Source organism: Streptomyces sp. NPDC001157 (assembly GCF_053598255.1).
The window spans coordinates 205,927-231,681 of sequence record NZ_JBSFJW010000006.1; the positions used below are offsets into that span (position 1 = coordinate 205,927).

Sequence of the window (25,755 nt, forward strand, 5' to 3'; positions counted from 1 at the left end):
GCGATGCGTGTCGCTCTGTTCCTGACCTGTGTCAACGACACGCTCTATCCGGACACCGGGCGCGCCGTGGTGAAACTGCTGACCAGGCTGGGCGTCGAGGTCGACTTCCCGATGGCCCAGACCTGCTGCGGGCAGGCGCACTACAACACCGGGTATCGACATGAGGCGGAGCCGCTGGCCCGGCATTTCTCCGATGTCTTCGGGGAGTACGAGGCGATCGTGACGCCGTCCGGCTCGTGCGGGGCGATGGTGCGGGAGCTGTATCCGCGGATGGGTGAGCGGGCGCGGGCCGAGGGGCGCGGGGACACGCTCGCGGCGACGTTGGCTCCCGTCGTCCCGAAGACGTACGAGCTCACCGAGTTCCTGGTGGACGTGCTCGGTGTGACCGACGTCGGCGCGTACTACCCGCACCAGGTGACCTACCACCCGACCTGCCACGGACTGCGCGGTCTGGGGCTCGGCGACCGCCCGCACCGGCTGCTCCAGGCCGTGAAGGGTCTGGAGCTGGTCGAGCTGCCGGGTGCCGAGGAGTGCTGCGGGTTCGGCGGCACCTTCGCCCTGAAGAACTCCGACGTGTCGGCGGCGATGGGCGCGGACAAGGTGCGAAACGCCGAGTCGACCGGCGCGGAGGTGCTGTGCGCGGCCGACAACTCCTGTCTGATGCACATCGGCGGGACGATGGCGCGGCTCAGCAGCGGCATGCGGCCGGTGCACATCGCGGAGATCCTGGCGAGCACGGAGGAGGAGCCGGCCGTATGAGCGGGACGTTCGTAGGGATGCCGGCCTTTCCGAAGGCCGCGCACGAAGCGGTCAACAATCCGACGCTGCGCGGCAATCTCCGGCACGCCACGCACACCATCCGCGCCAAGCGGGCGAAGGCCGTGGCGGAGGTGTCCGACTGGTCGGCGCTGCGGGAGGCGGGCAAGCGGATCAAGGACCATACGCTGCGCCATCTCGACCGGTATCTGGAGCAGTTGGAGGAGTCGGTCACCGCCGCGGGCGGCATCGTGCACTGGGCGGCCGACGCCGACGAGGCCAACCGGATCGTGGCCGACCTGGTGAAGGCGACCGGTGAGACGGAGGTCGTCAAGGTCAAGTCGATGGCCACGCAGGAGATCGGCCTCAACGAAGCACTCGAAGCCGAGGGCATCCGCGCCTACGAGACCGATCTCGCCGAGCTGATCGTGCAGCTGGGCAAGGACCGGCCCTCGCACATCCTCGTCCCTGCGATCCACCGCAACCGGGGAGAGATCCGGGACATCTTCGAGCGTGAGATGAGCGAGTGGGGCCGTCCGGCCCCCGACGGTCTGACCGACACGCCCGCCGAACTCGCCGAGGCGGCCCGCCTGCACCTGCGGGAGAAGTTCCTGCGTGCCAAGGTCGGCATCTCCGGCGCCAACTTCATGGTCGCCGACACCGGCACGCTGGTCGTCGTCGAGTCCGAGGGCAACGGGCGGATGTGCCTGACCCTGCCCGAGACGCTGATCTCGGTCGTCGGCATCGAGAAGATCGTGCCGACCTGGCAGGACCTGGAGGTGTTCCTGCAGACCCTGCCCCGCTCCTCCACCGCCGAGCGCATGAACCCGTACACCTCGATGTGGACCGGCACCACGGACGGCGACGGCCCGCGCACCTTCCACCTGGTGCTGCTCGACAACGGCCGCACCGACACCCTCGCCGACGAGGTCGGCCGCCAGGCACTGCGCTGCATCCGCTGCTCGGCCTGCCTGAATGTCTGCCCGGTGTACGAGCGGGCGGGCGGCCACGCCTACGGCTCGGTGTATCCCGGCCCGATCGGCGCCATCCTCAGCCCCCAACTCCGGGGCACCGCAAGCGAGATCGACGCCTCCCTGCCGTACGCCTCGTCGCTGTGCGGTGCCTGCTACGAGGTGTGCCCGGTCGCCATCGACATCCCCGAGGTGCTGGTCCATCTGCGGGAGCGGGTCGTGGAGGGCGGGCAGGTCACCCGCGAGGGCAACAAGGTGGTGCTGCAGCCCGCGAAGGGGCACGCGGCCGAGCGGGCGGCGATGCGCGCGGCCCGCTGGGCGTTCACGCATCCGGGCGCCCTGCGCACCGGCCAACGGCTCGCTTCCCGCACCCGCCGCCTCCACCCACGGACGCTGCCCGGGCCGGGCAAGGCGTGGAGCGGCAGCCGGGATCTGCCGGCGGTGCCCGCGGAACCGTTCCGCGACTGGTGGCAGCGCACACAGGGTGGCAAGGGAGGCGCGAAGTGAGCAGCAGGGAACGGATCCTGGGCCGGGTGCGGCGCGCACTCGCGGACGTACCACAGGACGACGACACGCCGTACGAGCAGGCTGTTTCGCGCGACTATCTGCGGGAGCACGGAGAGCGGAGTGTCGCGCAGACGGTGGATCTGCTGGCGGAGAACCTTGCGGACTACCGGGCGATCGTGCACCGCACGGACCCGGAGGAGTTGCCGTACCTCATCATGCGGCTGCTCGCCGAGCGCGGTCCCCAGTATGTGCTCGTGCCGCCGGGGCTTCCGCCGGAGTGGATGTCGGCCGCCGATCCCACCCGCGTTCACGACCGTGCCGTGAGCACCCCGCACGAGCTGGACAAGGTCGGGAGCGTGGTCACCGGCTGTGCGATCGCCATCGCCGAGACCGGCACGATCGTCCTGGACGGCAGCCCGGACCAGGGCCGCCGCCGCATCACCCTCGTCCCCGACCACCACATTTGTGTCGTACGGGTCCCGGAGCAGGTCGTCTCGTCCGTGCCCCAGGCCCTCGAACGCCTGGACCCGGCCCGCCCGTTGACGTGGATCTCCGGTCCGTCGGCGACCAGCGACATCGAGCTGGACCGGGTCGAGGGGGTGCACGGTCCGCGCACCCTGGAGGTGGTGCTGGTCAGCGGCGGGGCGGGCGCCGACGTCGACACGTAGCCCCGTTCGCCGCCTCCGCACCGACAGACGCAGGCCTGCGCCGGAAGTCCGTCAATCCGTTTCGGGGAGGGTTCGGGGTAGTCCGAAGCGCGCCATGACGTCGGTGGTGAAGCTGGTGATGGCTGTGATGTGGTCGCCTGCGGTGGTGATCACCAGGAGGCAGTAGGCACGGTAGACCCCGGCGTGGGGGTCTGCCACGTACAAGCCGAAGGCCGGCTGGCCGTTGGCGCGGGTGGGTACCGCGCGGTAGGAGCGGCCGGGGCGGAACGTGACGGCGGCCAGGACGCGCTGGGCTGTTTCGATGCCGCGGTATTCCAGCATGCCCGGGGGCATGGAGAGTCTCACGTCGGTGACGAGCAGGTCGATCAGGGCGTCCAGGTCGGCTCGCTCCATGGCGTCGGTGAACCGGGCGACGAGCCGCTGTTCGGCGGCGGTGTCGGGGTGGGCTGCGGGCCTGTGGCTGCCGGTGCCGCTGGTGCCGCTGCCGCTGGGGTCGGCGAGATGGCCGTCGACGGTGGCGCGGGCGCGTTTCAAGGCGCTGCTCACGGCTTCCTGGGTGGTGCCGAGCATCTGGGCGACTTCGGCGGCGTGGTAGCCCAATACGTCGCGGAGGACGAGGGCGGCGCGCTGGCGTGGGGGCAGCAGTTGCAGGGCGGTGATGAAGGCCAGGTAGATGGCCTCGGTGGTCTCGTATCGGGCCTCCGGTCCGGGGCGCCGGTCGACGAGATGGTCGAGCAGGACGTCGGGGTAGGGCTCCAGCCAGGCCGGGGCGTCGCCTGCGCCGGTGGGTTCGGGCAGGTCGGCCTCGGGCAGCGGGGCGGCGATGCGGGGGCGTCGGCTGTCGGCGCGCAACATGCTCAGGCACCGATTGGTCGCGATCTTGTAGAGCCAGGTCCGGAGCGAGGACCGCTGGCCGAACTCGCCGAGGTTACGCCAGGCGGACACAAGGGTCTCCTGGAGCGCGTCCTCGGCGTCCTGCAGGGATCCCAGGATGCGGTAGCAGTGCACCTGCAACTCGTGGGAGTGGCCCTGCACCAGGTCGCGGAACGCGTTGTGGTCGCCGGCCCGGGCCCGGGCGATCAGGTCCGTCGTATCCATCTCCATCGGCATGCATCCTCGCTCTTCTTCTTCCCGCCGGGTGCGTTCGGCTCGCTCACCCATGAAGACGCCGTCGGTCCGGCGAACTGGGCGGCGGTGAGCCGACCAATTTCCGGCGGGCGGTGGCGTCTACCCGGTTGGAGGCGGTCCCGGTCCGGGGCGCGCCCGGACATAGAACGGGACCACAGATCATGACCAAGTACGTTTTCTTCTTCCGCGTGCCCTCCGACTACCGGCCCCACGCGGGGACGCCGGCCGAGTGGCAGGCCTGGTTCGGCGCGCTGGGCTCGGCCCTGGTGGACGTCGGCAACGCGGTGACCGACCACGCCTCGCTCGGCGACGTCGGCGACAGCGATTCCCGGGTGGTCGCCTACTCGGTGGTGTCCGCCGAGGACATGGACTCGGCACTGGCGCTGGCCAAGGACTGCCCGGTGCTGCGGGTCGGCGGCGGGGTCGAGGTCGGCCCCGTGCTGGAAGCCGCCGGGTCGTGAGCGACGCCATGACCACATCGACGGCACCGCCGCGGGGGTCGTTCCTGGCGACCGGGCGCGGCAGGGTCACGCTGGCGCTGCTGTGCGCGGTGACGTTCCTGGACGTCATGGACGGCGCGATCGTGAACGTCGCGCTGCCGACCATCCGTACCCATCTGGGGTTCTCGGTACAGAACCTGCAGTGGGTGGTCAGCGGCTATCTGATCACCTATGGCGGGTTCCTGCTGCTGGGCGGTCGGGCAGGGGACCTGCTGGGACGGCGGCGGCTGCTGATCGCGGGGACCGCGCTGTTCGCGGCCTCGTCGCTGGCCTGCGGGTTGTCCGACAGCCAGGGGTTGCTGGTCGGCGCCCGGCTCGCCCAGGGCTTCGGGGCGGCGATGATGTCCCCGGCCGCGCTGGCCATCCTGACCACCACCTTCCAGGGCTCCGACCGGCACAAGGCGCTGGGCGTGTGGGCCGGGATCAGCGGGATGGCCTCGGCGGTCGGCCTGCTCTTCGGCGGCGTGCTCACCCAGGACCTCGGCTGGCGGTGGGTGTTCTTCGTGAACCTCCCGCTGTGCGCGCTGGTGCTGTTCGGGGCGTACCGGATCCTGAAGGCCGACCACGGCCGGTCCGTGCCGGGCGGTTTCGACGCGGTCGGCGCGGTGCTGGTCACCGCCAGCATGCTGCTGCTCATCTTCACGTTGGTGAAGGCGCCGGACGCGGGCTGGGGTGCGGGTCGCACCATCGGCGGGCTGGCCGCCTCGGCGGGGCTGATGGCCGCGTTCGTGGTCAATGAGCAGCGGCGCGCCCATCCGCTGGTCCCGCTGTCGATCTTCCGGATCAAGGGCCTGGCCGCGGCCGATGCCACCCAGGTGATCGCCTGGGCCGGGTTCTACTCGATGTTCTTCTTCGTCACTCTGTACATGCAGAACGTCCTGGGCTACTCCCAGCTGCAGTCCGGGCTGTCGTACGTGCCGGTGAGCGTGGGCATCGGGTTCGGCTCGACCGTGGCGACGAAGATGTTCGTCCGGACCGGTACCCGTCCGATCATCGTCTCCGGTGCGCTGCTCGCCGCCGGTGGCATCCTGTGGCTGTCCCGCATCCCGGTGGATGGCACCTATCTCGGCAATCTGCTCGCCCCGCTGGTCATCATGGGAGCCGGGCTGGGGCTGTTGTACGCCGGTGTGCAGACCGCCGCGAACGCGGGCGTGCCGGAGGATCAGGCCGGGTTGGCCGCTTCCCTGATCACCACCTCCTTCCAGCTCGGGTCAGCGCTCGGTCTGGCGGTGTTCAGCGGGATCGCGACCAGCCGCACCAGCCACCTGCTGGCCGTCCACACCCCGCCCCCGGAGGCACTCACCGCCGGATTCCAGCGGGCCCTGCTCGTGAGCGCCCTGTGTCTCGTGGCAGCCGGGGCCATCGCGCTGCGCGCCTCCAACACCCGCGGCGAACCCGCCGCCACATCAGAAACCCAACAGGACCTGGAACCCACCTTCGACATCGCATGACACCACCCGCCGAAATCCCGGGACGGCGTTCAACGCCGTCCCGGGATTTTCAGGTCGTTGTCGTCAGGGATTTCCCTCTCAGCAGTACGAGATCGGGCAGCCGCGGCGCAGCGAGTGCTGGGCGGCCCGCAGATACACCGCCACGTAGAACGCGGCGTCCAGGTCCTCGCTCCACGGTCCGAGCCGGGTGGCGGCCAGGTCCTTCGCCGGTCCGTCCAGGAACCACATGGTCAGGTCCAGGTTGTCGCAGGCCGCCGGTATCTCGTCCACCGGGAGTTCGACGGCCGTCGCCAGTCGCTCGGCGAGGCGGAGCACCTGAGGAGCACCGGCGACCATGGTCTCGTCCGTGTAGGCGGAGCCGACGGGCAGCCGGATCTCCTCGTCGAGGGACAGCGGCACCAGCAGTGTCCAGCCGCAGAGCAGCTCCTCCTCCGCCCGTGACAGATGCGCCCGGCACAGCGCGCTGAAGCCGTCCATGGCTGGAACCAGCTTCTCCTCGAACGACATCCCCGAGCCGCGTACGAAGTCCGCCTGCTCGGGCACCGAGGTGTAGGGCGGCAGGCCGCGCCGTCTCAACTCCGCGTCGAGCGCGGAGGCGGCGGCTCCTCGGCCGCCCTCCTCCTCGTCGTCGTCGAACCACTCCCGCGCGTCGACGCTGACCAGATAGATCCCCATGACCGAAACGTACAAGGCGCCACTGACAACGGACTTCCTCCTCGCAGCGCCGCCCTGCACACGCCCACTCCGCTCGGAGCCGCCCTGGTGGAGGGCCGACGTCGCTCTGCCGCCTGAGCACCAAGGGTGACTGCTTCGGCGGCCGCCCCTTCGGTTTCGCGTGACAGAGTGGGTGAACAAGCGCTTAGATAGTAGCTCCGAGCCGTGCCGAGCTGGAGGCCCCGATGCTGTTCTCATCCGTCGACGACGTCTCCGCGCGGCTCGCCGCCACCGGCTATCTCGCCTCGCCCGCGGTCGCCACGACCGTCTTCCTCGCCGACCGCCTGGGCAAGCCGCTGCTGGTGGAGGGCCCCGCCGGGGTCGGCAAGACGGAGCTCGCCAAGGCCGTGGCCGAGGTGGCGGGCGCGCGTCTGGTCCGGCTGCAGTGCTACGAGGGCGTCGACGAGTCCCGGGCGCTGTACGAGTGGAACCACGCCAAGCAGCTGCTGCGGATCAGCGCGGGCCGCGACGAGACCTGGGACGAGACCCGCACGGACATCTTCAGCGAGGAGTTCCTGCTCACCCGCCCCCTGCTCACCGCCATCAGCGGCGACGACCCCAAGGTGCTGCTGATCGACGAGACCGACAAGGCGGACGTCGAGGTGGAGGGCCTGCTCCTGGAGGTGCTGAGCGACTTCCAGGTCACGGTCCCCGAGCTGGGCACGATCACCGCGACCCGCCGCCCCTTCGTCGTCCTGACCTCGAACGCGAGCCGCGAGCTGTCCGAGGCCCTGCGCCGTCGCTGCCTGTTCCTGCACATCGGCTTCCCCGAGGAGGAGCTGGAGCGCCGGATCGTACGGCTGAAGGTGCCCGGCCTGGACGAGGCGCTGGCCGCCTCGGTGGTACGGGTGGTCGGTGCGCTGCGCGCGATGGACCTGCGCAAGGTGCCCTCCGTCGCCGAGACGATCGACTGGGCGCGCACGCTGCTCGCGCTGGGGGCCGACACCCTCGACGAGAACGTCGTACACGACAGCCTGGGCGTCCTGCTCAAGCATCAGGACGACGTCCTCAAGGCGGCCGCCAAGCTCGACCTGGACGCCGTGTGACCGCCCCGGGAGTGGCGGAGCGCCTCACCTCTCTGGTCGGGGCCCTGCGGGCGCACGGCATGCGGATCGGCACCGGCGAGACCGTGGACGCGGCGCAGGCGGTGGCGGCGCTGGGCCTGGCGGACCGTGAACTGCTGCGGGAGGGGCTGGCCGCGACGCTGCTGCACGGCACGGTGCAGCGGCAGGTGTTCGACCCGGTCTTCGATCTGTACTTCCCGCGGGGCGTCGGCGCGCCGGAGACGCAGCCCGCGGACCGGGACGATCTGCGGGAACGGCTCGCTGCCGCGCTCGCCGCGGGCGACGTCGTCCTGATGGGGCGGCTGGCGGCGGAGGCGGTCGACGGCTTCGGCGGATACGGTGCGTCGCCGGGGTCGCAGGGCTGGTCGTCGCACCAGACGCTGGACCGGCTCCGCCCGCAGACCCTGCTGGCCCGCGTCCGCGAGAACGTCCAGGCGCGGAACGGCAGTTCCGGGTTCGCCGACCGGCTGCTCGACGACGAGATCAGGCGGCGCGTCGAGACCTTCCGCAGGCAGGTGGCCGTGGAGGCGCGGCGCCGGATCGCCGAACAGCGCGACCGGGACGAACTCGCCCGGCGGGCGGTGGCCACCACGCCCGACCGGGTCGACTTCCTGTACGCCGGCAAGCTTCAGCTCGCCGAGCTGCGCAGGACGGTTCAGCCGCTGGCCCGCAAGCTCGCCACCCGGCTCGCGGCCCGTCGGCGCCGCGCCTCGCGCGGCAGCATCGATCTGCGGCGCACCCTGCGCGGTTCCCTGTCCACGGGCGGGGTGCCGATGAAGCCGGTGCTGCGCAGGCGCCGTCCCGTACGGCCCGAACTGGTGCTGCTGTGCGATGTGTCGGGGTCGGTGTCCGGGTTCTCGGACTTCACGATGCTGCTGGTGCAGGCGCTGCACGACCAGTTCAGCAAGGTGCGGGTGTTCGCCTTCGTCAACCGGCTCGACGAGGTGACCCGGCTGCTTGAGCACGGTGCGGCCGACCCGGAGGGGCTCGGCGCCCGCATCCGGGCGGAGGCGACGCTCACGGGCTGGCACGGCAGCAGCGACTACGGGGGCGCGCTGGGCGAGTTCGCGGAGCGGTACGGGGACGCGGTGGGCCCGCGCACGACGGTGTTCGTGCTCGGTGACGCCCGTACGAACATGAGCGACCCGAACCTTGCGGCGGTGCGGAAGGTGGCCGAACGGGCCCGCCGCGTCTACTGGTTGAATCCCGAGCCGCACGCCCAGTGGGGCACGGGCGACTCCGCCGCACCCGAGTACGCCGAGTTGGTGGAGATGCACGAGTGCCGCAACGCCCGGCAGCTCGGCGCGCTCATCGCGCGCCTGCTGCCGGTGTGACCGCTAGCCCTTCTTCGCGTACTCCGTCGCCATCTGGCCGGCGAAGTCGTACACCACGCACGGTTCGTCGCTGACCACCCAGGCGTCGTGGCCCGGCGACACCACGAACACGTCGCCCGGTCCGACCTCCTGCTCCGCGCCGTCGTCCATGCGCAGGCGCATGCGTCCGGAAACGCAGTACCCGTTGTGATGGACCTGGCAGCTCTTGGTCCCGGCGATCGGTGCCACGGACTCCGACCACTTCCAGCCCGGTTCGAAGGTCCCCACCGCGAAGTCGAGTCCGGTCATATGGACGGCTTCGAGGTGTCCGCGCGGGAAATCGCGCCGCTCGTCGGGTTTCTCGACGGCCTTGATCTCAAGCATGACGGCTCCCTTCCTTGCGAGCCCCGCCCACCCCACCATCGTCCGCCGGTCAGGCTGGGACCGCCATCCGGGATGCGGAGAAAACGTCGACGAGCGGACAAGCCGGTCGAACGAGCGGAGAATGGTGCGAGGCCGCTTCGCCGAACCACCCAGAAAGGTGGCGATCACCGTGGCTGAACACCCCCACGCACAACTCGTCCGCACGGGCTACGAGGCCTTCTCGCGCGGCGACATGGACACCCTGCGCTCGATGATGACGGGCGACGCCACGCACCATGTTCCCGGAAGCCACCAGCTGTCCGGCGACTGCAAGGGAATCGACGCCGTCCTCGACTACTACCGCCGGCTCTACGACGAAACGGGCGGCACCTTCAAGGTCGAGCTGCGCAACGTCCTCGTGGACGGCCGCGGCCACGCGGTTTCCATGCACCACTTCACCGCCCAACGCGGCGACAAGCGGATCGACGAGGACGGAGCCATCGTGTTCCGGATCGTCGGGGACAAGATCACCGATCTCGACGAGTGTCTTGCGGACATCGACAAGGCCAACGAGTTCTGGTCATGACACCGTCGCCCGGCCGCACAGTCGGGCGAAGCGGTCCGCGTCCACATTTCCGCCGGAGACGACGACGCCGATCCGGCGTGGAAGGGAGCCCGCACGCCCGGCGAGCAGGGCGGCGATCGGCGTGGCCCCGCTGGGCTCGACGACGATCTTCAGCCGCTCGAAGGCGAACCGCATGGCATCGCGGATCTCGTCGTCGGAGACGAGGGCGATGCCGTCGACGAGCCGCCGGTTGACCGAGAAGGTCAGCTCGCCCGGCGTGTGCAGGGCCTGACCGTCGGCGATGGTGCGCGGCACGGGGATGCTGACGCGCCGGCCCGCCTCCAGGGACCGCTTGGTGTCGTCCCCGGCTTCCGGTTCTACGCCGAGGACGCGGATCCCGGGGTGCAGCCCCTTGGCTGCGGTGGCGGACCCCGCGATCAGCCCGCCGCCGCCGACGGGCACGATCAGCGCATCCAACTCCCCTGTTTCCTCCAGGAGTTCGAGCGCTGCCGTGCCCTGCCCGGCCATGACGTGCGGGTGTTCGTAGGGCGGGATGAGGGCGAGGCCCCGGTCGGCGGCCAGAGCCTCGGCGACGGCGACGCGGTCCTCGGAGTAGCGGTCGTACGTCACGATCTCGGCGCCGTAGCCGAAGGTCGCGTCCACCTTGGAGCGCGGGGCGTCCTCGGGCATGACGATGACGGCAGTCGTGCCCAGTTCGCGGGCGGCGAGGGCGACGGCCTGGGCGTGGTTGCCGGAGGAGTAGGCGGCGATGCCGCGGGCCAGCTGCTCGGGGGTGAGCCGGGAGGCCGCGTTGTAGGCGCCGCGGAACTTGAAGGCGCCGACGCGCTGGAAGTTCTCGCACTTGAGGAAGACCTCGGCGCCGACGAGGGCGTCGAGCGTGCGTGAGCGCAGTACGGGGGTGCGGTGGGCGACGCCCTTGAGCCGGTCGGCGGCGTCGCGGACGGTGTCGAGGGTGACCGGCGGGGTGGTGGTCGTCACGCGTGTCCTCCAGCGGGGGTCGGGTCGGTGGCGGCTCGGGCCTGGGCGAGGTAGCTGTAGGCGGAGGCGCGGGAGATGCCGAGCCGGACGGCGACCTGCTCGATCGCGCGGCGCACGGCGAACACGCCGTGTTCGTCGAGTCTGCGGAACAGGTCGAGGCGCTCGGCACGGTCCAGTGCGGCCCAGCTCTGGTTCCGCCCGAGTCGGTGGGCGTCGAGGATGGCGTCCACCACGGAGTCGATGTCGTTGCCGAAGGCGGTGACCGGCGGCTCGGCGGACCCGGCGCCGAGGCCGGCCAGGGCACCGAGCAGGGCATGGGCCTCGTTCACCGCGCCGATGTCCACATTGACGCAGAGCGCACCGAACACCGCTCCTGTGGAGTCGCGCAACACCATCGTGGACGACTTGACCAGCTTTCCGGTCCCGGTGCGGGTGACGTAGTTCAGGTCGTCGGCCGCCTCGTCGCCACGCGCGAGCACCTTCATGCCGATCTCGCTCATCGCCCCGCCCACGGCCCGCCCGGTCACCTCGCCTGCGACGGCGACGACCGACTCCTCCGGCTGCCGGTAGTCGTGCAGGACCACCTCGCACACCGGGCCGAACGTCGCCGCGATCCCGTCGACCACGGGCCTGAGCGCCGCGAGGATCGCATCCCGCTCGGCTTTGTGGACTTGCTCATCAGCCATGCTGATTAGACTACTGGTCCAGTCTCTGGACTGGAAGTCCAAGACTCCGTGTCATGGGTAGCCGCGTACGTCAGCGCCTCCCGTGCGGCATGACGGTCGCCGACCGTCTCCCACCAGGGGTGGGTGTGCATCTCCTCGGCGAGACGCCGGCAGCGCTCCCGCGCGTCTGCGAGGCGCTCCCGCTGCTCCCCGCTGATCTCGGCGCGCCCGGCCGCGATGTCCGCGCCGCTGGGCAGGCGCCCCGCGATGTCCGCACTGTGCTCCAGTGCCCGGGTGAAGGTCCGCCGGGCGGCCACCAGATCGCCGGGTATGACGAACTCGCCCACGGTGAAGGGCCGCGAGAATTCGGACGGTCCCGGCTCGGTGCGCCACAGCGAGGCGTCGATGGGACGTTCGTCGTCACGGGCCTGGGTGAGCTCGCTGCGCAGACCCGCCTCCACGTGGTCGGCGGTCTCCCACGCACCGGCCCGAGGCGCGGGCAGGAGATCCACCCCGCCCGCACGGGGCGCCGCCGACCGGCCGGGCAGGGGTTCGGGGCGGCCTTCGAGGAACTCCTCCTTGTCCGTCGGGGTGACCCACATGTGCCAGCCGCGCCGGCCCGCCGGGTGGGGCAGATAGAGCGAGACGAGTTCGCCGGTGGCCGTACGCCGGATGACGTCGTCGTAGTAGAGGCCGCGCACGGGTTCCCACAGCGCGTGACGTCCGCCGCACCGGCCGGCGCCCCGCTGCGGGCAGGGCACCGGGTTGCTCCAGTCGCAGCGGGACATGTGCAGTTGCTTGATTCCGCCGCGCACCGGCAGGGCCGCGCGGTCGGTCACGTCCCGCCAGCTCTGCACGTTCAGCCGGGCCCAGGGCGCGCGGTCGATGGGGATCGCGTTCTCGTTGTTGACGAGCCACAAGGGGGTGAGCCCGTCCCGGAATGCGCTACGGGTGCGCTCGTCGACGGAGCCGCCGGCTATCGCCGCAAGCTGTATTTCGTACGCGAGCCGGTGACTTTCGCCGCCTTCCACGGTCACGTCCGTTCGCTGCTTTCCGCGCTCGGCCTCCTCCGCTCCCGTGACCCGGAATCCCTCCCCCGAGGCGACCTTGACGGTGTATTCCCGCAGCGCCTTGTGGAGATCGCTCTCGGCCTTCGTCTCGGGGCGTTCCCCTTTTGCCACGTGCATGGCGTGCGGGCGGCCGTTGACCTTGCGGATGGCCATGAAGCCGGGGCAGATGAAGCCCTCGTCCTCATGGGCTTCCAGGCAGTACAGAAGATCCGGCTGGTAATTGCCGTAGATCTCGTCGAGCAGCCCCGGGTGTTCGGGGTGTCCGAGATCCGCCTCGGTCAGGTCGAGCGTGATGCCGAGGCCCCTGTGCCAGACGCAGTAGGTCATATGGCGAGAGTAGGACGCACCACTGACAATCGGCCTAAGTCATGATCGGTGACGCAGGTCGAACCGGCGGACATGCAGCCGTCGTCGGCATTCACATCTACCCGCGAACGAAATCTTGCGGTCATCTCGGCCACACACCTAAGATACTTTCGTTACTCCTCGTGACTGACGAAACATCTCCTGTTCGCGGCTATCGAGAGTAGGTGCCCCATGACGGTTGCAGCTGCGTCGACGATCCATCCGGGCGAGGTGCACGAAAGACTCGGCCGTCATGTGCTGACCGACGGTTTCAAGCTGGTGCTCGACCCCCTCGCCAGTCAGGGGTCGTGGATCGTCGACGCACGCACCAGCGAGAAGTTCCTCGACCTCTACTCCTTCTTCGCCTCCGCTCCGCTGGGCCTCAACGCGCCGGGCATCGTGGACGACCCGGAGTTCATGACCCTGCTCGCGCAGGTGGCGGCCAACAAGCCCGCCAACCCCGACATGTACACCACGCACTACGCCGAGTTCGTCGAGACCTTCGCCCGGGTACTGGGCGACCCGGACCTGCCCAGACTGTTCTTCGTCGAGGGCGGGGCACTCGCCGTCGAGAACGCCCTCAAGACGGCGTTCGACTGGAAGAGCCGCCGCAACGAGGCCGCGGGCCGGTCCCCCGACCTCGGCACGAAGGTGCTCCACCTGCGCCACGCCTTCCACGGCCGCAGCGGTTACACCCTTTCGCTGACCAACACCGAGCCCAACAAGACGGCCCGTTTCCCGCAGTTCGACTGGCCGCGCATCGACGTACCCGCGATGCGGTTCCCCCTCGCGCGCCACCTGGCCGAGGTGGAGGAGGCCGAGCGACGGGCCCTCGATCAGGCGCGGCGGGCGTTCGAGGCCAACCCGCACGACGTCGCCTGCTTCATCGCCGAGCCGATCCAGGGCGAGGGGGGCGACAACCACATGCGCCCGGAGTTCCTGCAGGCGATGCAGGCGCTCTGTCACGAGTACGACGCGCTGTTCGTGCTCGACGAGGTGCAGACCGGTGTGGGGCTCACCGGCACCACCTGGGCCTACCAGCAACTCGGCCTCGAACCGGACATCGTGGCCTTCGCCAAGAAGGTCCAGCTCGGCGGCATCATGGCGGGCCGCCGGGTCGACCAGGTGCCCGACAACGTCCTGCGGGTCTCCGGGCGGATCAACTCCACCTGGGGCGGCGGTCTGGTCGACATGGTCCGGGCCCGGCGCATCATGGAGATCATCGAACGGGACGACCTGGTGGCCCATGCCTCTGCCGTGGGATCGTGGTTCCTGGCCGAACTGCGTGATCTGGAGGTCCGGCACGCACCGGTGGCGTCCAACGCGCGGGGGCGCGGGCTGATGACCGCCGTCGATCTGCCGGACAGCGGCGCCCGCGACGAGGTGGTACGCCGGTTGCGCACCGAGGAGAAGGTGATCGCATTGCCGTGCGGTGAGCGTTCGGTGCGCTTCCGTCCCGCCCTGTCCATCACCCAGGACGAGCTCGGCGTCGCCCTGCGGGCTCTCGACCGGGTCCTGGCCGGCCTGCACTGACCCCTTCCGGCGGACACCGTCCCCTCCCTGCGGACAAGGAGCAATGTCATGGCTCGTTCCGTCGCCTCGATCGTTGCCGGCCACCCGGTCGCCGGCGCTCCCGGCGGGACTCTTCAGCGCCCCAATCCCGGCCGTATGACCGAGCTGGTCACCGAGATCTCGCTCGGGGACGCCTCGACATTCGTCGAGGCGTCCAAGGCGGCGAAGGCGGCGCAGCGGTCCTGGGCCGACGTCCCGGCGCCGGTGCGCGGATCCGCGATCGGAAAGATCGGCCGGCTCGTCGAGGCCAACAAGGAGCGGCTCGCCCGCATCGTCACCGAAGAGATCGGCAAACCGCTCGCGGAAGCGCTCGGCGAGGTGCAGGAAATCATCGACACCTGCGACTTCTTCCTCGGCGAGGGCCGTCGGCTGTACGGGCAGACGGTGCCCTCGGAGATGCCCGACAAGCAGCTGTTCACCTTCCGCAATCCCGTCGGTGCGGTCGCGGTCATCACCGCGGGCAACTTCCCGGTGGCCGTGCCGGCCTGGTACCTCGTACCGGCGCTCGTGACCGGCAACACGGTGGTGTGGAAGCCCGCCGAGTACGCCGCCGCGAGCGCCAAGGCCCTCTTCGAGCTGTTCACGCACGGTGGCGGCCTGCCCGACGGCGTGCTCAATCTCGTACTGGCCGACGGGGAGCAGACGTACGCCGGTCTGGAGGCCTCCCTCGACGCCGGTCTGGTCGACAAGGTCGGCTTCACCGGGTCCACGCTGGTCGGCCAGAAGATCGGCGCCCTGTGCGGAAGCCACCTGCAGACCCCCTGCCTGGAGCTGGGCGGCAAGAACCCCCAGGTGGTCACCCCGAGCGCCGACCTCGACCTGGCGGTGGAGGGGGCGCTGTTCTCCGGATTCGGCACCGCGGGACAGCGCTGCACCTCCCTCGGGACGCTCATCGTGCACGAGTCGGTGCACGAGGACTTCCTCGCCCGCTTCGACGCCGCGTGCCGCGCGGCCCGGATCGGCGACGCCTTCGAGGACGTGCTCTACGGCCCGATGCTCGACGAGCGGTTCGCGCAGCGCTACGAGACCTTCCTCGGCTGGATCAAGGACCACCACCGTACGTTCGGCTCCGACGGCGTCGGGCGGATCACGGCCGACAACCCTCGCAAGGGCTTCGTCGGCGACCCCGGGGCGGGCATGTTCTACCACCCGGTGATCGTCGACGGAGTGCGCCGCCATGACGATCTGTTCCTCACCGAGACCTTCGGCCCCATCGTCGGAGTGACCACCTACCGGGGCTTCGACGAGGCCCTCGACCTGGCCAACGCCCACGGCTACGGGCTGTCCGCCGCGATCTACACCACCGACCCGCACGAGGTGTGGACGTTCCGGCGCGGCATCTCCGCGGGCATGGTCAGCGTCAACAACACCACCTCCGGCGCCGAGGCGCACCTGCCGTTCGGCGGCAACGGCAAGTCGGGCAACGGCTCTCGCCAGTCGGGGCAGTGGGTGCTCGACCAGTTCACCCGCTGGCAGTCGATGAACTGGGACCACTCCGGCCGGCTGCAGAAGGCGCAGATGGACGTGGCCACCCTCGAACCCGACCTGGACTTCCGCCTGTGAGCGGCGTCGAGGACCTGGACCGGCACTTCCGCGAGGCGGTGTCCGGTCCGCGGTCTGCCGCCCAGGCCGTGGGCTCGCTGGATTCCCGTACCGCACTTGACCTGTTCGACGCCCAGCTGGAGAGCCGGCACGCCGACGCCGCGGCGCGCTGGATGCAGCAGCAGGGCCGCGGCTACTACACCATCGGATCCAGCGGACACGAGGGCAACGCGGCACTCGCTCTCGCGCTGCGGCCCACCGACCCGGCCTTGCTGCACTATCGGTCCGGTGCCTTCTACTGCGCCCGCGCCCGGCAGGCCGGCGGTGTCGACGCGGTCCGGGACATGCTGCTGGGGGTGGCCGCCGGGGCCGACGAGCCGATCGCCGGCGGTCGGCACAAGGTGTACGGGCGCCGCGAACTGGCCGTCATCCCGCAGACGTCCACCATCGCCTCCCACCTGCCGCGGGCGGTCGGGGTGGCGTGGAGCATCGCGCGCGCCAAGCGGCTCGGGACCGAATGCGCCTGGCCCGACGATGCCGTCGTCTGCTGTTCCTTCGGTGACGCCTCGGTCAACCACTCCACGGCGGCGGGCGCCATCAACAGCGCCTGCCACGCGGCCTACCAGGGCCTGCCGATGCCGATCCTGTTCGTCTGCGAGGACAACGGCCTGGGCATCAGCGTGCCGACGCCGCCCGACTGGGTGCAGCGCGCCTACGGCAACCGGCCCGCTCTCGCCTACTACGCCGCGGACGGCTGCGATCCGCAGGCCGCCTTCGACACCGCGCGCGAGGCGGTGGCCCACGTACGCAAGCACCGCCGGCCCGCGTTCCTGCACCTGTCGATGGTCCGCTTCCTCGGCCATGCGGGCTCGGACGCCGAAGCCGCCTACCGGCTGCCCACCGACGTCGCCGCGGACCTGCGACGCGACCCGCTGCTGGCCACCGCCCGGCTGCTCACGGCGGCAGGCGTCCTCACCCCTCAGCAGGTACTCGACCGCTACGACGAGGTGGGCGCACGGGTGTCGGCCGTCGCCAAGGAGGCCCTGGAGAGCGAGCCCCTGAGCACCGCCGCACAGATCGCCGCCCCCCTCGCACCCCGCCGCGCCGACCTCGTGGCGGCTGCGGCACACCGTACGAGCGAAGCATCCGCGGCGCCCGTGGGCGAGCCCGTCACGGTCGCCCAGGCCATCACCCACACCCTCGCCGACCTGCTCGCCGGCCACCCGGAGATGGTCGTCTTCGGCGAGGACGTCGGCCGCAAGGGCGGGGTCTACGGACTGACCAGGGGCCTGCAGCGGCGTTTCGGCACCGCCCGGGTCTTCGACACCCTGCTGGACGAACAGGCCGTCCTCGGCCTCGCGCTGGGGGCGGGCCTGTCCGGGCTGCTGCCGGTCGCAGAGATCCAGTACCTCGCCTACCTGCACAACGCCGAGGACCAACTGCGCGGCGAGGCGGCCACGTTGCAGTTCTTCTCCCAGGGCCAGTACCGCAATCCGCTCGTGGTCCGCGTCGCCGGCTACGGCTACCAGCGCGGCTTCGGCGGCCACTTCCACAACGACAACGCGGTGGGCGTCCTGCGCGACATTCCCGGCCTGGTCATCGCCTCACCGTCGCGCCCCGACGACGCCGCCGCGATGCTTCGCACATGCGTCGCGGCGGCGAAGGTGGACGGCACGGTCTGCGCCTTCCTGGAGCCGATCGCGCTCTACCACTCCCGAGATCTCCACTCCGACGGGGACAACGCCTGGCTCACCGCCTACCCGCCGCCCGCCGAACACGTACCGATCGGCCGGGCACGCACCTATGGGACAGGCACGGACCTGACCCTCGTGACCTTCGGCAACGGCCTGCGCATCTCGCTGCGGGCCGCGCGCCGGCTGGAGCAACAGGGCATCGACTGCCGGGTCGTCGACCTGCGCTGGCTGGCCCCGCTGCCGGTCGACGACCTGCTGCGGGAAGCCCGGGCGACGGGCCGCGTCCTCGTGGTCGACGAGACCCGCCGCACGGGAGGCGTGTCGGAGGGAGTCGTCACCGCCCTGGTCGACGCCGGATTCACCGGGGCCCTCCGCCGGGTCACCAGCGTGGACAGCTTCGTCCCCCTGGGGCAGGCGGCCCAGTTGGTGCTCGTGTCGGAGGACGACGTCGAGCGCGCGGCGACCGAACTGCGCTGAGCAGGCCCGCGCGCCGACCGGTGACGGCTGGTCAGGAGCGAGGAGCTCGGGGGCCTCGGCGTACCTCTTTGCGTGCGCCGATGCGTTTCTTGGGCAGGACCCGGTACGTATGTCCGCTCCCGTACACGTTCTGCCCTTCCCCTGTCGTTGTACCGTTCGCCGCCGCGGGCTCCCTCACCGCCATGGCCAACGAGCCCGCCTCGGCACACGCGCACGCTCGCGCCCGGCACGTCCTGCTGCTGTCCGTCGACGGCCTGCACCAGTCCGACCTGGCCTCGTACGTCGACCGCCACCCCGACTCGGTACTCGCCCGACTCGTCGGCGGCAGCCTGGAGTTCACCCACGCGAGACCCACCGTCTCCTCCGACTCGTTCCCCGGCATGGTCGGCCGGCGGGTCTGCCCGGCAGCATCCTGAAGATGACGGGAGACGCCGCGAGCCTCATCGACCCGTCGAAGCTGCCGGTCGACCCGAAGACCTGCAAGCCGCTCCGCCCGCACGGCTACCTCAGGGTGAACACGGTCTTCGACGTGGCCCGGAAGGCCGGGCTGCGGACCGCCTGGTCCGACAAGCACGTCGCGGACGACATCCTCAACGGCCCCTAGGGCATGGGCATCCAGGACCCGTTCGCCCCCGAGATCAACAGCCGGGCCGATGTCCTCGACCTCTCCGGCGAGGCCGACTCTGACGCACTGTCGGGCTTCGACGTGGTGATTGATGTCGTGGGGTGGACCTCAGCTGCCCCTGCTCCTGGACCGGTCGAACTCCAACGGGCGGTATGTGGACCAGGCAGTGCGGGCCCACCGCGAAATGGACGCAGGCAAGGTGTTCGGCAGGATGGTGCCGGCGCCCCGACCCGCTCGGGTTGTCGCTACGACTCAGGCCGACCGTTCCAGGGTGTAATGGCGACGGAGTTCCTCGACGTGCGGGAGAACGGCCGGGTCCGCGGCGGCGCGCGCAATATCGATCATGGTGTTCCAGACGAAATTCTCGCCCCCGTCGTACCGGAAGTGCCGTTTGATGACCATGCTGAAGACTTCGTTGACCGTCTCCAGCGTCAGCACATCGGCGAGCCGCATCAGGTTGGCATGGTCGGCGTCGGTGAGCGGCGGTCGTTTCACCGTACGGTCGGCCGGGATGCCGGCGTCCGGGCTCGCGCCCTCGACCGTGACCAACGGCTTCGCGGACGGCACGTCCACGAAGTCGAACATCAGATGGACTCGCTCCTGCGAGGAGAGCACCGCCACGGAGTGGATCTCCGAGGCGTCGAGGAACCACACTTCGCCTTTGCGCATACGGAAAACGGTGTCGCCCTCGTTGAAGAAGCAGTCCTCGTTGGTGGCAAGGGGAATGTGCATACGGTGGGCGTTGCGGGTCTCGTCGGCGAGCTCGCTGAGCTCCAGCAGATCCCGATGCGGGATGATCACGCTGTTCTGCACCTTCGCCAGGCGTACGAAGTTCAGCCGGTCCAGGTCGGCGACCCTCGTGATCAGCTCCCGCAGGTAGGGCAGCTGCTCGGCGAACTCGGTGAACGCGGCGGGCCGGTCGTGGTCGTAATTGGTGACCACACCGTCGCCGGCGTCGCCGCCCCGGGCCCAGAGCATGCAGCTCTTCCACGCGCCGCCGAAAACGTAATCGCTGTACGCCTCGGACCATGGAAGGGAATCGCTCTGCTCGAGATCCTTCGCCAGGCGGGAGTCGTCGAGAAAGGTGTCCCCTACGTAATGGGTTCGCATCGGATCAGGCAATCCTTCTCAGTCGAAACCAGGGTTCTCCTGGGACGGTAGAAAGGTTTTCCTCCGGGACGGAGTCACGTGATTCGGTGACGATCCAGGTCCTCGGCAACCTTTTCCAGGACTTCCACCCGGCCTTGGAAAGGCTCGTCCGGCCGCGGCCATTGCACGACGACGTCCGTTATTCCGGCCTCGGCGAATCTTCCTGCCGCGTCGAAGAACGCCGCCGGCGAATCGAGGACGCCGCCGACGGTGGGCCCAGTGACCAGCAGCCGGGACACGGTGGACGGGTCGCGGCCGATCTCCACGCAGGCCTTTTCCAGCGCCTCCACCTGTCGGCGCAGGACGGGCAGGGCCTGCGCGTACGGAGCGCTCGCGAACCGGTTGGGCTCGCCCGTGGTGACCCAGTACGAGGCGTACCGGGCCGCCAGGCGCATGCCGCGGGGCCCGGAAGCGGCGATCGCGAACGGGACGCGGGGCTGCTGGCGGCACAGGGGATGGGAGTGCACCTCGTTCGCCAGGTAGTAGCGGCCGTCGAACGTGGTCACCGGCTGGGTGAGGAGCTGGTCGGTGAGCTCGACATACTCGGCGAACCGCTCGGTCCGCTCCCGCCGACTCCACGAGGTCCGGCGGGTCATGGTGGAATCGAAACCCTCCGCACCGGCGCCGAGACCGAGGATGAGACGGCCGGCGGAGATGTCGTCGATGGCGGTGACGTCCTTGGCCAGGTGTACCGGGTGCCGCAGGTTGGGTGAGGCAACGAGCACGCCCAGCCCGATCCGCTCGGTCTCCACCGCCGCCGCGGTCAGCGTCGGCACCATGGTGAACCACTCCTTGGCGCGAAACGCCCGCCAGTTGAGATGGTCGTAGGTCCAGGCGTGATCGAATCCCATCTGGTCGGCCTGACGCCACTTCACCCGCGCCGTCTGCCACCGGTCCTCCGGGACGATCATGATGCCGAATCTCATGCGTCTCCCTCGTCCAGCAGGCCCGGGTCGATGTTGAAGTTGTAGCGGAAGAGGTTCTGCGGGTCGACCCTGCGTTTGAGCTCGACCAGGCGCCGCCACCGCTCGCCGTAGGCCGCGCGAACGCCGTCGCGTCCCTCGTCGTTGAGGAAGTTGACGTACTGTCCGACCGAGTGCGGCGCCATCGCCTCGCTGAACTCCCGAACCCAGCTGACGTGACGCTCCCGGTCGCCCCGGCCGGGCTCCCACGCGCCGAACATGTTGATGTTGTGCCCGGCGTGCCGGGAACCGAAGGCGGTGTCCGTGGCCGGCACCCGCCCGACCGCTCCGCCGAGGTGATAGATCGGCACGGCCGCCAGCGGCGAGGTGATCCGCGAGGCGTGCTCGACGACGGTCGCGATGACCCGGTCGCTGAGTTCCCCGAAGTCCACCGACCGCCAGTAGTACTGCTTACCGGGCGGGGAGGTGCGGTCGACCATCTGCTGCAGTTCGACGTACGGCATCGGGCCGACCGTGTCGAGCAGCGGACGTCCGAACTCCCGCAGCGGACGCAGGAACGACAGCCCGTCCTCGAGGTCACCGGACCAGCACACGTTGACGGCCACGACCGGAGAACCGTGCAGCCGTTCGGGGACGGCCGGGACCGGCGGGCACAACCGGAGGTTGAGGATCGTCCCGAGCGCGTCCGGAGCGTCCGCGATCAGGTCTCGGTAGTGGGACAGGAACTCAGGTGCGACGTCCAGCGGATGAATGATCATTCCGGCCAGGACGGTCGGTCCGATCTCGTGCAGTCGGAAGCCGAACCGCACCACGGTCCCGAAGTTGCCGCCCCCGCCACGCAGGCCCCACAACAGCTCCGGGTCCGTGGTGCCGTCCACCCGGAGGCAACTGCCGTCGGCGGTCACCAGATCGGCCTCCACCAGGTTGTCCACAGTCAGCCCGCAACGGCGCATGAGGTGGCCGATGCCGCCGCCCAGGGCGAGCCCGCCGACGCCGGTCTCGCTGACGATGCCGCCCGTCGTCGCCAGCCCGTGTGTCTGACTGGCCCGGTCGACGTCCTGCCAGAGCGCGCCGCCCTGCACATGGGCCAGCCGGCGTTCCGGGTCGATCTCGACCGCACGCATCCGGCGGAGGTCGATGACCAGGCCGCCGTCGCAGACCCCCTGCCCGGCCACGCTGTGCCCGCCGCCGCGGACCGCGATGGGCAGTCCACGCTCGGAGGCGAAGGTGACGGCCGCGGTCACGTCCGCCAGGTCCGCGCAGCGCGCGATCAGCAGGGGATGCCGGTCGATGTCTCCGTTCCAGACCTTGCGGGCCTCGTCGTATCGCGGATCGGCGCCGGTGATGAGATCGCCGTGCAGCGCGTCTGCGAGCTTCTCCGAGTCGCCGGGCGTGAGGGTGTCCAAAGCCGTCGTCCTCCGGTCCTAGTCCCGCGATGACGGGATGGTCGTCTTGCGGATCGTCGCGGCAACGTCGCGGAGCGTGCCGTTCAGGAGCTGGGTCACGTCGGGTTCGGCCCCCAGGGTTGCCCGGCACTCGTCGAGCAGCCGGAAGGTGAGCAACGAGTGGCCTCCGAGCTGGACGAACGTGTCCAGCACGCTGATCGGGGACCGGTCGAGGACGCGGTGGTAGATGTGGACCAGCGCCGCTTCCAGCTCGTCGGCGGGCGGCTCGACCGTACGTTCCCGCTCGGTGAGCTCCTGCCAGATCTTGATCAGCTCGCCCTGGTCGATCTTGCCGTTCACCGTCGCCGGGAGATAGTCGATCGGCACCACCCGGTCCGGGCGCATCTGCGCGGGCAGGACCTCGGAGGCGTGCTTGAGTATCGCGGTCGGGTCGAGGTCGGCAACGGATCCCTGGCCTACGGGCACGACGAAGGCGAGCAGGCGCAGCGGCTGCCCGTGGGCGATCACCGCGCAGTCGCCGACCGCGGGGTGTGCGGCCAGCACCGACTCGACCTCCCCCGGCTCGATCCGCAGCCCACGGATCTTCACCTGGCGGTCGATCCGGCCGAGGTGCTCCAGCGCGCCGTCCGCCCGGTAGCGGCAGAGATCACCGGTGCGGTACATCCGTGATCCCGGCGGTCCGTACGGGTCTGCGACGAACCGCTCGGCGGTCTGGGCGGGCTGCCGCCAGTAACCGTCCGCCAAGCCGACCTGCCCGCTGATGTACGCCTCACCGGGCGTGCCGATCGGCACGAGATCGAGGTTGGCGTCCAGCACGGTCACCCGGAAGTTGTCGGCGGGCCGGCCCACGGGAACGGACCCGCCGCTGGAGCCCGGGTCGACGACGTTGTCGGTGACCGGCCCGGCCTCGGTCGGACCGAAGGCGTTGACCAGGTTGCTCCCGGGCAGAACGGCGGCGAACACCTCGGGGATCCGCGGGCTCATCGGCTCGCCCCCGCACACCACCCACTTCAGGGCCTCGGCACCGGCCTGGGACAGCTCCTCCAGGAACGCCGTCATCATCGTCGGCACCAGGAAGATCAGTGATACGTCGTGGTCGCGGGTGAGCCGGGCCAGATGCCGGGGATCCCGCTCGCCGCCGGGCCGGCAGATCACCAGACGGGCACCGTGATAGAGCGGCCAGAAGATCTCCCAGATGGAGATGTCGAATCCCGGGGAGGCCTTGAACAGCGCCGTCTCACCGGGGCGGAACGGGTACTGCCGCTGCATCCAGAAGATGTTGGCCAGGGTGCCCGTGGTACGGGAGACCACGCCCTTGGGGCGGCCCGTGGTCCCCGAGGTGTAGAGGATGTGCACCAGCCCCGGACCGTCGTCCAGGACGGGATTCGTCGCGGGCCGGCCCGCCCCGGCCTGCTCCGTACCGACATCGTGGATCTCCCACGGGCCGTCGGGCAGGTGGCCGCGGCAGACCGGATCGGTCAACACCAGCCGGGGCGCCGAGTCCGCCAGTATCAGAGCGATGCGCTGATCCGGCAGGTCGGCGTCGAGGGGAACGTAGGTGGCGCCGGTCTTGACCGCGGCGTAGATCGCGACGACCTGGTGAATGCCGCGCTGCAGACAGATCCCGATCCGGGTGCCGGGGCCGGCGCCGAGCGCCCGCAGGTGATGGGCCAGCCGGTTCGCGCGCTCGTTCAGTTCCCGGTAGCTGACGGTGTCGCCGTTCTCGTCCTGCAGGGCGACCGCGTCCGGGGTGCGTTCGGCCTGCTCCTCGAACGGCTCCGCCATCGTGCGGTACCGGATCTCCGGGTCGCGGTGCGGGTTGAGGCCTTTGCGGATCCGCTCGCGTTCCTCGGGACCGACCAGCGGATGGCTGAGCATCGGTGCGTCCGGGTCGTGCGTCAGGCCGGTGAGCAACTGCAGGAAGGAGTGGGCCCAGGCCGCCGTGGAGGGGATGTCGGACGAGTCGGTCAGGGATTCGACGTACAGGTTCCGGCCGGCCCGGGTGATCAGCATGCTCAGGGCGACCGGGGGGTCGTCGTCGGATTCCGCCGTGGCGACGGCCTCGGACTGGGCGGCCTGCCGCAGCGCGTCGCGGAAACTCATCGCAGGGTCCGGCGTATCGGGCCGCGGCAGGATCGCCTCGGACTCCTGCTGGGTGACCCGGATGCGACAGTCCGTGCCGGGGTGCGGCAACCGTTCGGCGAGTACGCCGATACAGATCGACAGGGCGACGAAACCGTCGACCCCGGCCGCCGTGGCGAGAGCGTGCAGGCTGTCCCGTACGTCGGCGGGCACGACGATCGGCCCGATGCAGTCCGTCCTGGACAGCAGCCCGCTCACGGCGCGGTGCCTTCCAGGAGCACGCAGGCGCAGAACCCTGGTGCCAGGGACTGCGCCAGATACGTCTGCCCGCTGCGGATGCCGACGCGCTCGTGATAGTCGGCCAGGTTGATCATCCAGTCGGCGTTGCCGCAGTGCCCGTAGGCGGAGAGCGTCTCGGCGAAGTGCAGCCGGTCCGGCGACAGGCCGACCGAGGTCGCGTTGAACAGGGTCAGCGGCTTGTACAGGTTGGCCGCGAACACCTTGGTCACCTGCGCCGCCTTGCGCCCGCCGGTGCGCAGGACCGCGGACAGCGCACGGTCGGCGACGGTCTTGCGGGAGACGAACGAGTCGCGACCGCGCAGTCCGTCCGGGTCCACCTTGACGGCTGACGAGGACAGCCGCACCAGCCCCGGATCGTGCCGGGTGAGCAGGCAGCTGACCGCCGCGTCGCCGAACAGGGCGTAGGGCCGGACCCTGTCACGGTCGTCCGGCACGAAGTCCAGAGCGACCATGACCACGTGCGTCACGTCCGGATCGGCGAACAGGTCCCGGCCGTGCCGCAGAGCGGTCAGCGAGCTGCAGCACCGCTGGAAGGACACGAGGTGCGGGACGCAGTCGTCGAGTCCGAGGGCGATCAGCACCTGCTCCGCGAAGTCGGACGGCAGCAGGGCGAGAGTCGGGTCGCTGGTCGCGAGGATGAGATGGTCGATGTCCGCGGCACCGGCGCCGGAATCCCGCAGGGTCCGGCGCACGGCATCCACGACGTAGTCCTGCACCGGCCCGGACATCTTCCGATAGGTGGTGCAGCCCATTTCGGCGAAGTCCGTGCCGAAAGACGCGGTCTGCCAGAGGTCGTCGAAATCGGGAATGTTCTCCGGCTTGTTCTCCAGGTCACCGAAGGCGCACGCGAACGAGCCGATGCCGACATTTTCGAGATGCGAGATCATGGTTCCTTCGATCGGCCGA

Annotated in this window: 24 protein-coding genes; 13 read left to right on the top strand and 11 right to left on the bottom strand. The window is 70.2% G+C overall.

Annotated features, from left to right (window positions below):
• The first annotated feature begins 3 nt into the window (after window positions 1-3).
• From ACWDAG_RS13505 to ACWDAG_RS13515, 3 genes are read left to right on the top strand one after another with little or no spacing between them, the layout of a single operon-like run.
• Complete coding sequence (locus ACWDAG_RS13505; RefSeq protein ID WP_450695750.1) at window positions 4-759, top strand: (Fe-S)-binding protein; 756 nt, start codon at window positions 4-6, stop codon at window positions 757-759.
• Window positions 756-2,234, top strand: a complete 1,479-nt coding sequence (locus ACWDAG_RS13510; protein ID WP_450695751.1) for a LutB/LldF family L-lactate oxidation iron-sulfur protein — start codon at window positions 756-758, stop codon at window positions 2,232-2,234. The genes ACWDAG_RS13505 and ACWDAG_RS13510 overlap by 4 nt, the downstream gene beginning before the upstream one ends.
• Window positions 2,231-2,902 carry a LutC/YkgG family protein gene (locus tag ACWDAG_RS13515; protein ID WP_450695752.1) on the top strand — a complete coding sequence of 224 codons (672 nt, stop codon included), beginning with the start codon at window positions 2,231-2,233 and terminating at the stop codon, window positions 2,900-2,902. Before ACWDAG_RS13510 ends, ACWDAG_RS13515 begins: the two co-directional genes overlap by 4 nt.
• 51 nt (window positions 2,903-2,953) lie before the next feature.
• On the opposite strand, the gene ACWDAG_RS13520 is transcribed toward ACWDAG_RS13515, so the two are convergent.
• A complete protein-coding gene (locus ACWDAG_RS13520) occupies window positions 2,954-4,000 on the bottom strand; it encodes an RNA polymerase subunit sigma-70 (protein WP_450695753.1) in 1,047 nt (348 codons plus the stop codon).
• A gap of 191 nt (window positions 4,001-4,191) precedes the next feature.
• On the opposite strand from ACWDAG_RS13520, the gene ACWDAG_RS13525 reads away from it, so the two are divergent.
• Both ACWDAG_RS13525 and ACWDAG_RS13530 read left to right on the top strand, forming a co-directional pair.
• Window positions 4,192-4,491: a hypothetical protein gene (locus ACWDAG_RS13525; protein ID WP_450695754.1), complete on the top strand. Its 300-nt coding sequence runs from the start codon at window positions 4,192-4,194 to the stop codon at window positions 4,489-4,491.
• An 8-nt stretch (window positions 4,492-4,499) separates the two neighbouring features.
• Window positions 4,500-5,981, top strand: a complete 1,482-nt coding sequence (locus tag ACWDAG_RS13530) for an MFS transporter (RefSeq protein WP_450695755.1) — start codon at window positions 4,500-4,502, stop codon at window positions 5,979-5,981.
• Between the two features lie 78 nt (window positions 5,982-6,059).
• On the opposite strand, the gene ACWDAG_RS13535 is transcribed toward ACWDAG_RS13530, so the two are convergent.
• Window positions 6,060-6,656: a hypothetical protein gene (locus ACWDAG_RS13535; protein ID WP_450695756.1), complete on the bottom strand. Its 597-nt coding sequence runs from the start codon at window positions 6,654-6,656 to the stop codon at window positions 6,060-6,062.
• Between the two features lie 224 nt (window positions 6,657-6,880).
• On the opposite strand from ACWDAG_RS13535, the gene ACWDAG_RS13540 reads away from it, so the two are divergent.
• A complete protein-coding gene (locus ACWDAG_RS13540; protein ID WP_450695757.1) occupies window positions 6,881-7,741 on the top strand; it encodes an AAA family ATPase in 861 nt (286 codons plus the stop codon).
• Between the two features lie 59 nt (window positions 7,742-7,800).
• A complete protein-coding gene (locus ACWDAG_RS13545) occupies window positions 7,801-9,093 on the top strand; it encodes a VWA domain-containing protein (RefSeq protein ID WP_450695976.1) in 1,293 nt (430 codons plus the stop codon).
• 3 nt (window positions 9,094-9,096) lie between these two features.
• Here the strand turns inward: ACWDAG_RS13545 and ACWDAG_RS13550 are convergent, their stop codons facing one another.
• Window positions 9,097-9,456: a cupin domain-containing protein gene (locus tag ACWDAG_RS13550; protein WP_351483510.1), complete on the bottom strand. Its 360-nt coding sequence runs from the start codon at window positions 9,454-9,456 to the stop codon at window positions 9,097-9,099.
• A gap of 169 nt (window positions 9,457-9,625) precedes the next feature.
• Here ACWDAG_RS13550 and ACWDAG_RS13555 point away from each other — a divergent pair, with 169 nt between their 5' ends.
• Window positions 9,626-10,021 (top strand): nuclear transport factor 2 family protein, encoded by a 396-nt coding sequence (locus ACWDAG_RS13555; protein ID WP_450695758.1) that lies wholly within the window; start codon window positions 9,626-9,628, stop codon window positions 10,019-10,021.
• Here ACWDAG_RS13555 and ACWDAG_RS13560 read toward each other — a convergent pair.
• Genes ACWDAG_RS13560 through ACWDAG_RS13570 form a run of 3 tightly spaced genes read right to left on the bottom strand, consistent with a single transcriptional unit; the run spans window position 10,016 to window position 13,061 of the window.
• On the bottom strand, window positions 10,016-10,999 hold the full coding sequence (locus ACWDAG_RS13560) for a threo-3-hydroxy-L-aspartate ammonia-lyase (protein ID WP_450695759.1): 984 nt from the start codon (window positions 10,997-10,999) through the stop codon (window positions 10,016-10,018). The two genes, ACWDAG_RS13555 and ACWDAG_RS13560, sit on opposite strands and share 6 nt — an antisense overlap.
• The gene (locus tag ACWDAG_RS13565) at window positions 10,996-11,685 is read right to left on the bottom strand and encodes a helix-turn-helix transcriptional regulator (protein ID WP_450695760.1); all 690 of its coding nucleotides are present in this window, start codon (window positions 11,683-11,685) and stop codon (window positions 10,996-10,998) included. The genes ACWDAG_RS13560 and ACWDAG_RS13565 overlap by 4 nt, the downstream gene beginning before the upstream one ends.
• A 5-nt stretch (window positions 11,686-11,690) precedes the next feature.
• Window positions 11,691-13,061 carry a competence protein CoiA family protein gene (locus tag ACWDAG_RS13570; RefSeq protein WP_450695761.1) on the bottom strand — a complete coding sequence of 457 codons (1,371 nt, stop codon included), beginning with the start codon at window positions 13,059-13,061 and terminating at the stop codon, window positions 11,691-11,693.
• Window positions 13,062-13,271: 210 nt separating this feature from the next.
• Here ACWDAG_RS13570 and lat point away from each other — a divergent pair, with 210 nt between their 5' ends.
• From lat to ACWDAG_RS13595, 5 genes are all read left to right on the top strand, one after another.
• Entirely contained in the window at window positions 13,272-14,612 is a 1,341-nt protein-coding gene (gene lat / locus ACWDAG_RS13575) for an L-lysine 6-transaminase (protein ID WP_450695762.1), read from the top strand.
• A gap of 48 nt (window positions 14,613-14,660) precedes the next feature.
• The gene (locus ACWDAG_RS13580) at window positions 14,661-16,214 is read left to right on the top strand and encodes an aldehyde dehydrogenase family protein (RefSeq protein ID WP_450695763.1); all 1,554 of its coding nucleotides are present in this window, start codon (window positions 14,661-14,663) and stop codon (window positions 16,212-16,214) included.
• Complete coding sequence (locus ACWDAG_RS13585; RefSeq protein WP_450695764.1) at window positions 16,211-18,364, top strand: thiamine pyrophosphate-dependent enzyme; 2,154 nt, start codon at window positions 16,211-16,213, stop codon at window positions 18,362-18,364. The genes ACWDAG_RS13580 and ACWDAG_RS13585 overlap by 4 nt, the downstream gene beginning before the upstream one ends.
• A 182-nt stretch (window positions 18,365-18,546) precedes the next feature.
• On the top strand, window positions 18,547-18,780 hold the full coding sequence (locus ACWDAG_RS13590; RefSeq protein WP_450695765.1) for a hypothetical protein: 234 nt from the start codon (window positions 18,547-18,549) through the stop codon (window positions 18,778-18,780).
• 2 nt (window positions 18,781-18,782) lie between these two features.
• Window positions 18,783-18,968: a hypothetical protein gene (locus ACWDAG_RS13595; RefSeq protein ID WP_450695766.1), complete on the top strand. Its 186-nt coding sequence runs from the start codon at window positions 18,783-18,785 to the stop codon at window positions 18,966-18,968.
• Window positions 18,969-19,241: 273 nt separating this feature from the next.
• On the opposite strand, the gene ACWDAG_RS13600 is transcribed toward ACWDAG_RS13595, so the two are convergent.
• The 5 genes from ACWDAG_RS13600 to ACWDAG_RS13620 form a co-directional block, all read right to left on the bottom strand.
• Complete coding sequence (locus ACWDAG_RS13600) at window positions 19,242-20,099, bottom strand: aspartyl/asparaginyl beta-hydroxylase domain-containing protein (protein ID WP_450695767.1); 858 nt, start codon at window positions 20,097-20,099, stop codon at window positions 19,242-19,244.
• A 74-nt stretch (window positions 20,100-20,173) separates the two neighbouring features.
• Window positions 20,174-21,064, bottom strand: coding sequence for an LLM class flavin-dependent oxidoreductase (locus ACWDAG_RS13605; protein ID WP_450695768.1), 891 nt, complete (start codon window positions 21,062-21,064; stop codon window positions 20,174-20,176).
• Window positions 21,061-22,467, bottom strand: coding sequence for an FAD-binding oxidoreductase (locus ACWDAG_RS13610; RefSeq protein WP_450695769.1), 1,407 nt, complete (start codon window positions 22,465-22,467; stop codon window positions 21,061-21,063). The genes ACWDAG_RS13605 and ACWDAG_RS13610 overlap by 4 nt, the downstream gene beginning before the upstream one ends.
• An 18-nt stretch (window positions 22,468-22,485) precedes the next feature.
• On the bottom strand, window positions 22,486-24,807 hold the full coding sequence (locus ACWDAG_RS13615; protein WP_450695770.1) for a non-ribosomal peptide synthetase: 2,322 nt from the start codon (window positions 24,805-24,807) through the stop codon (window positions 22,486-22,488).
• Complete coding sequence (locus ACWDAG_RS13620) at window positions 24,804-25,736, bottom strand: hypothetical protein (RefSeq protein WP_450695771.1); 933 nt, start codon at window positions 25,734-25,736, stop codon at window positions 24,804-24,806. Before ACWDAG_RS13620 ends, ACWDAG_RS13615 begins: the two co-directional genes overlap by 4 nt.
• Between the last annotated feature and the right edge of the window lie 19 nt (window positions 25,737-25,755).

Bases quoted from the DNA above. Each gene is read 5' to 3' on its own strand.
- ACWDAG_RS13505 (WP_450695750.1), top strand. From the start codon at position 4: ATGCGTGTCGCTCTGTTCCTGACCTGTGTCAACGACACGCTCTATCCG.
- ACWDAG_RS13510 (WP_450695751.1), top strand. From the start codon at position 756: ATGAGCGGGACGTTCGTAGGGATGCCGGCCTTTCCGAAGGCCGCGCAC.
- ACWDAG_RS13520 (WP_450695753.1), bottom strand. From the start codon at position 4,000: ATGGATACGACGGACCTGATCGCCCGGGCCCGGGCCGGCGACCACAAC.
- ACWDAG_RS13525 (WP_450695754.1), top strand. From the start codon at position 4,192: ATGACCAAGTACGTTTTCTTCTTCCGCGTGCCCTCCGACTACCGGCCC.
- ACWDAG_RS13530 (WP_450695755.1), top strand. From the start codon at position 4,500: ATGACCACATCGACGGCACCGCCGCGGGGGTCGTTCCTGGCGACCGGG.
- ACWDAG_RS13535 (WP_450695756.1), bottom strand. From the start codon at position 6,656: ATGGGGATCTATCTGGTCAGCGTCGACGCGCGGGAGTGGTTCGACGAC.
- ACWDAG_RS13540 (WP_450695757.1), top strand. From the start codon at position 6,881: ATGCTGTTCTCATCCGTCGACGACGTCTCCGCGCGGCTCGCCGCCACC.
- ACWDAG_RS13545 (WP_450695976.1), top strand. From the start codon at position 7,801: ATGCGGATCGGCACCGGCGAGACCGTGGACGCGGCGCAGGCGGTGGCG.
- ACWDAG_RS13550 (WP_351483510.1), bottom strand. From the start codon at position 9,456: ATGCTTGAGATCAAGGCCGTCGAGAAACCCGACGAGCGGCGCGATTTC.
- ACWDAG_RS13565 (WP_450695760.1), bottom strand. From the start codon at position 11,685: ATGGCTGATGAGCAAGTCCACAAAGCCGAGCGGGATGCGATCCTCGCG.
- ACWDAG_RS13570 (WP_450695761.1), bottom strand. From the start codon at position 13,061: ATGACCTACTGCGTCTGGCACAGGGGCCTCGGCATCACGCTCGACCTG.
- lat (WP_450695762.1), top strand. From the start codon at position 13,272: ATGACGGTTGCAGCTGCGTCGACGATCCATCCGGGCGAGGTGCACGAA.
- ACWDAG_RS13580 (WP_450695763.1), top strand. From the start codon at position 14,661: ATGGCTCGTTCCGTCGCCTCGATCGTTGCCGGCCACCCGGTCGCCGGC.
- ACWDAG_RS13590 (WP_450695765.1), top strand. From the start codon at position 18,547: ATGGCCAACGAGCCCGCCTCGGCACACGCGCACGCTCGCGCCCGGCAC.
- ACWDAG_RS13595 (WP_450695766.1), top strand. From the start codon at position 18,783: ATGACGGGAGACGCCGCGAGCCTCATCGACCCGTCGAAGCTGCCGGTC.
- ACWDAG_RS13600 (WP_450695767.1), bottom strand. From the start codon at position 20,099: ATGCGAACCCATTACGTAGGGGACACCTTTCTCGACGACTCCCGCCTG.
- ACWDAG_RS13605 (WP_450695768.1), bottom strand. From the start codon at position 21,064: ATGAGATTCGGCATCATGATCGTCCCGGAGGACCGGTGGCAGACGGCG.
- ACWDAG_RS13620 (WP_450695771.1), bottom strand. From the start codon at position 25,736: ATGATCTCGCATCTCGAAAATGTCGGCATCGGCTCGTTCGCGTGCGCC.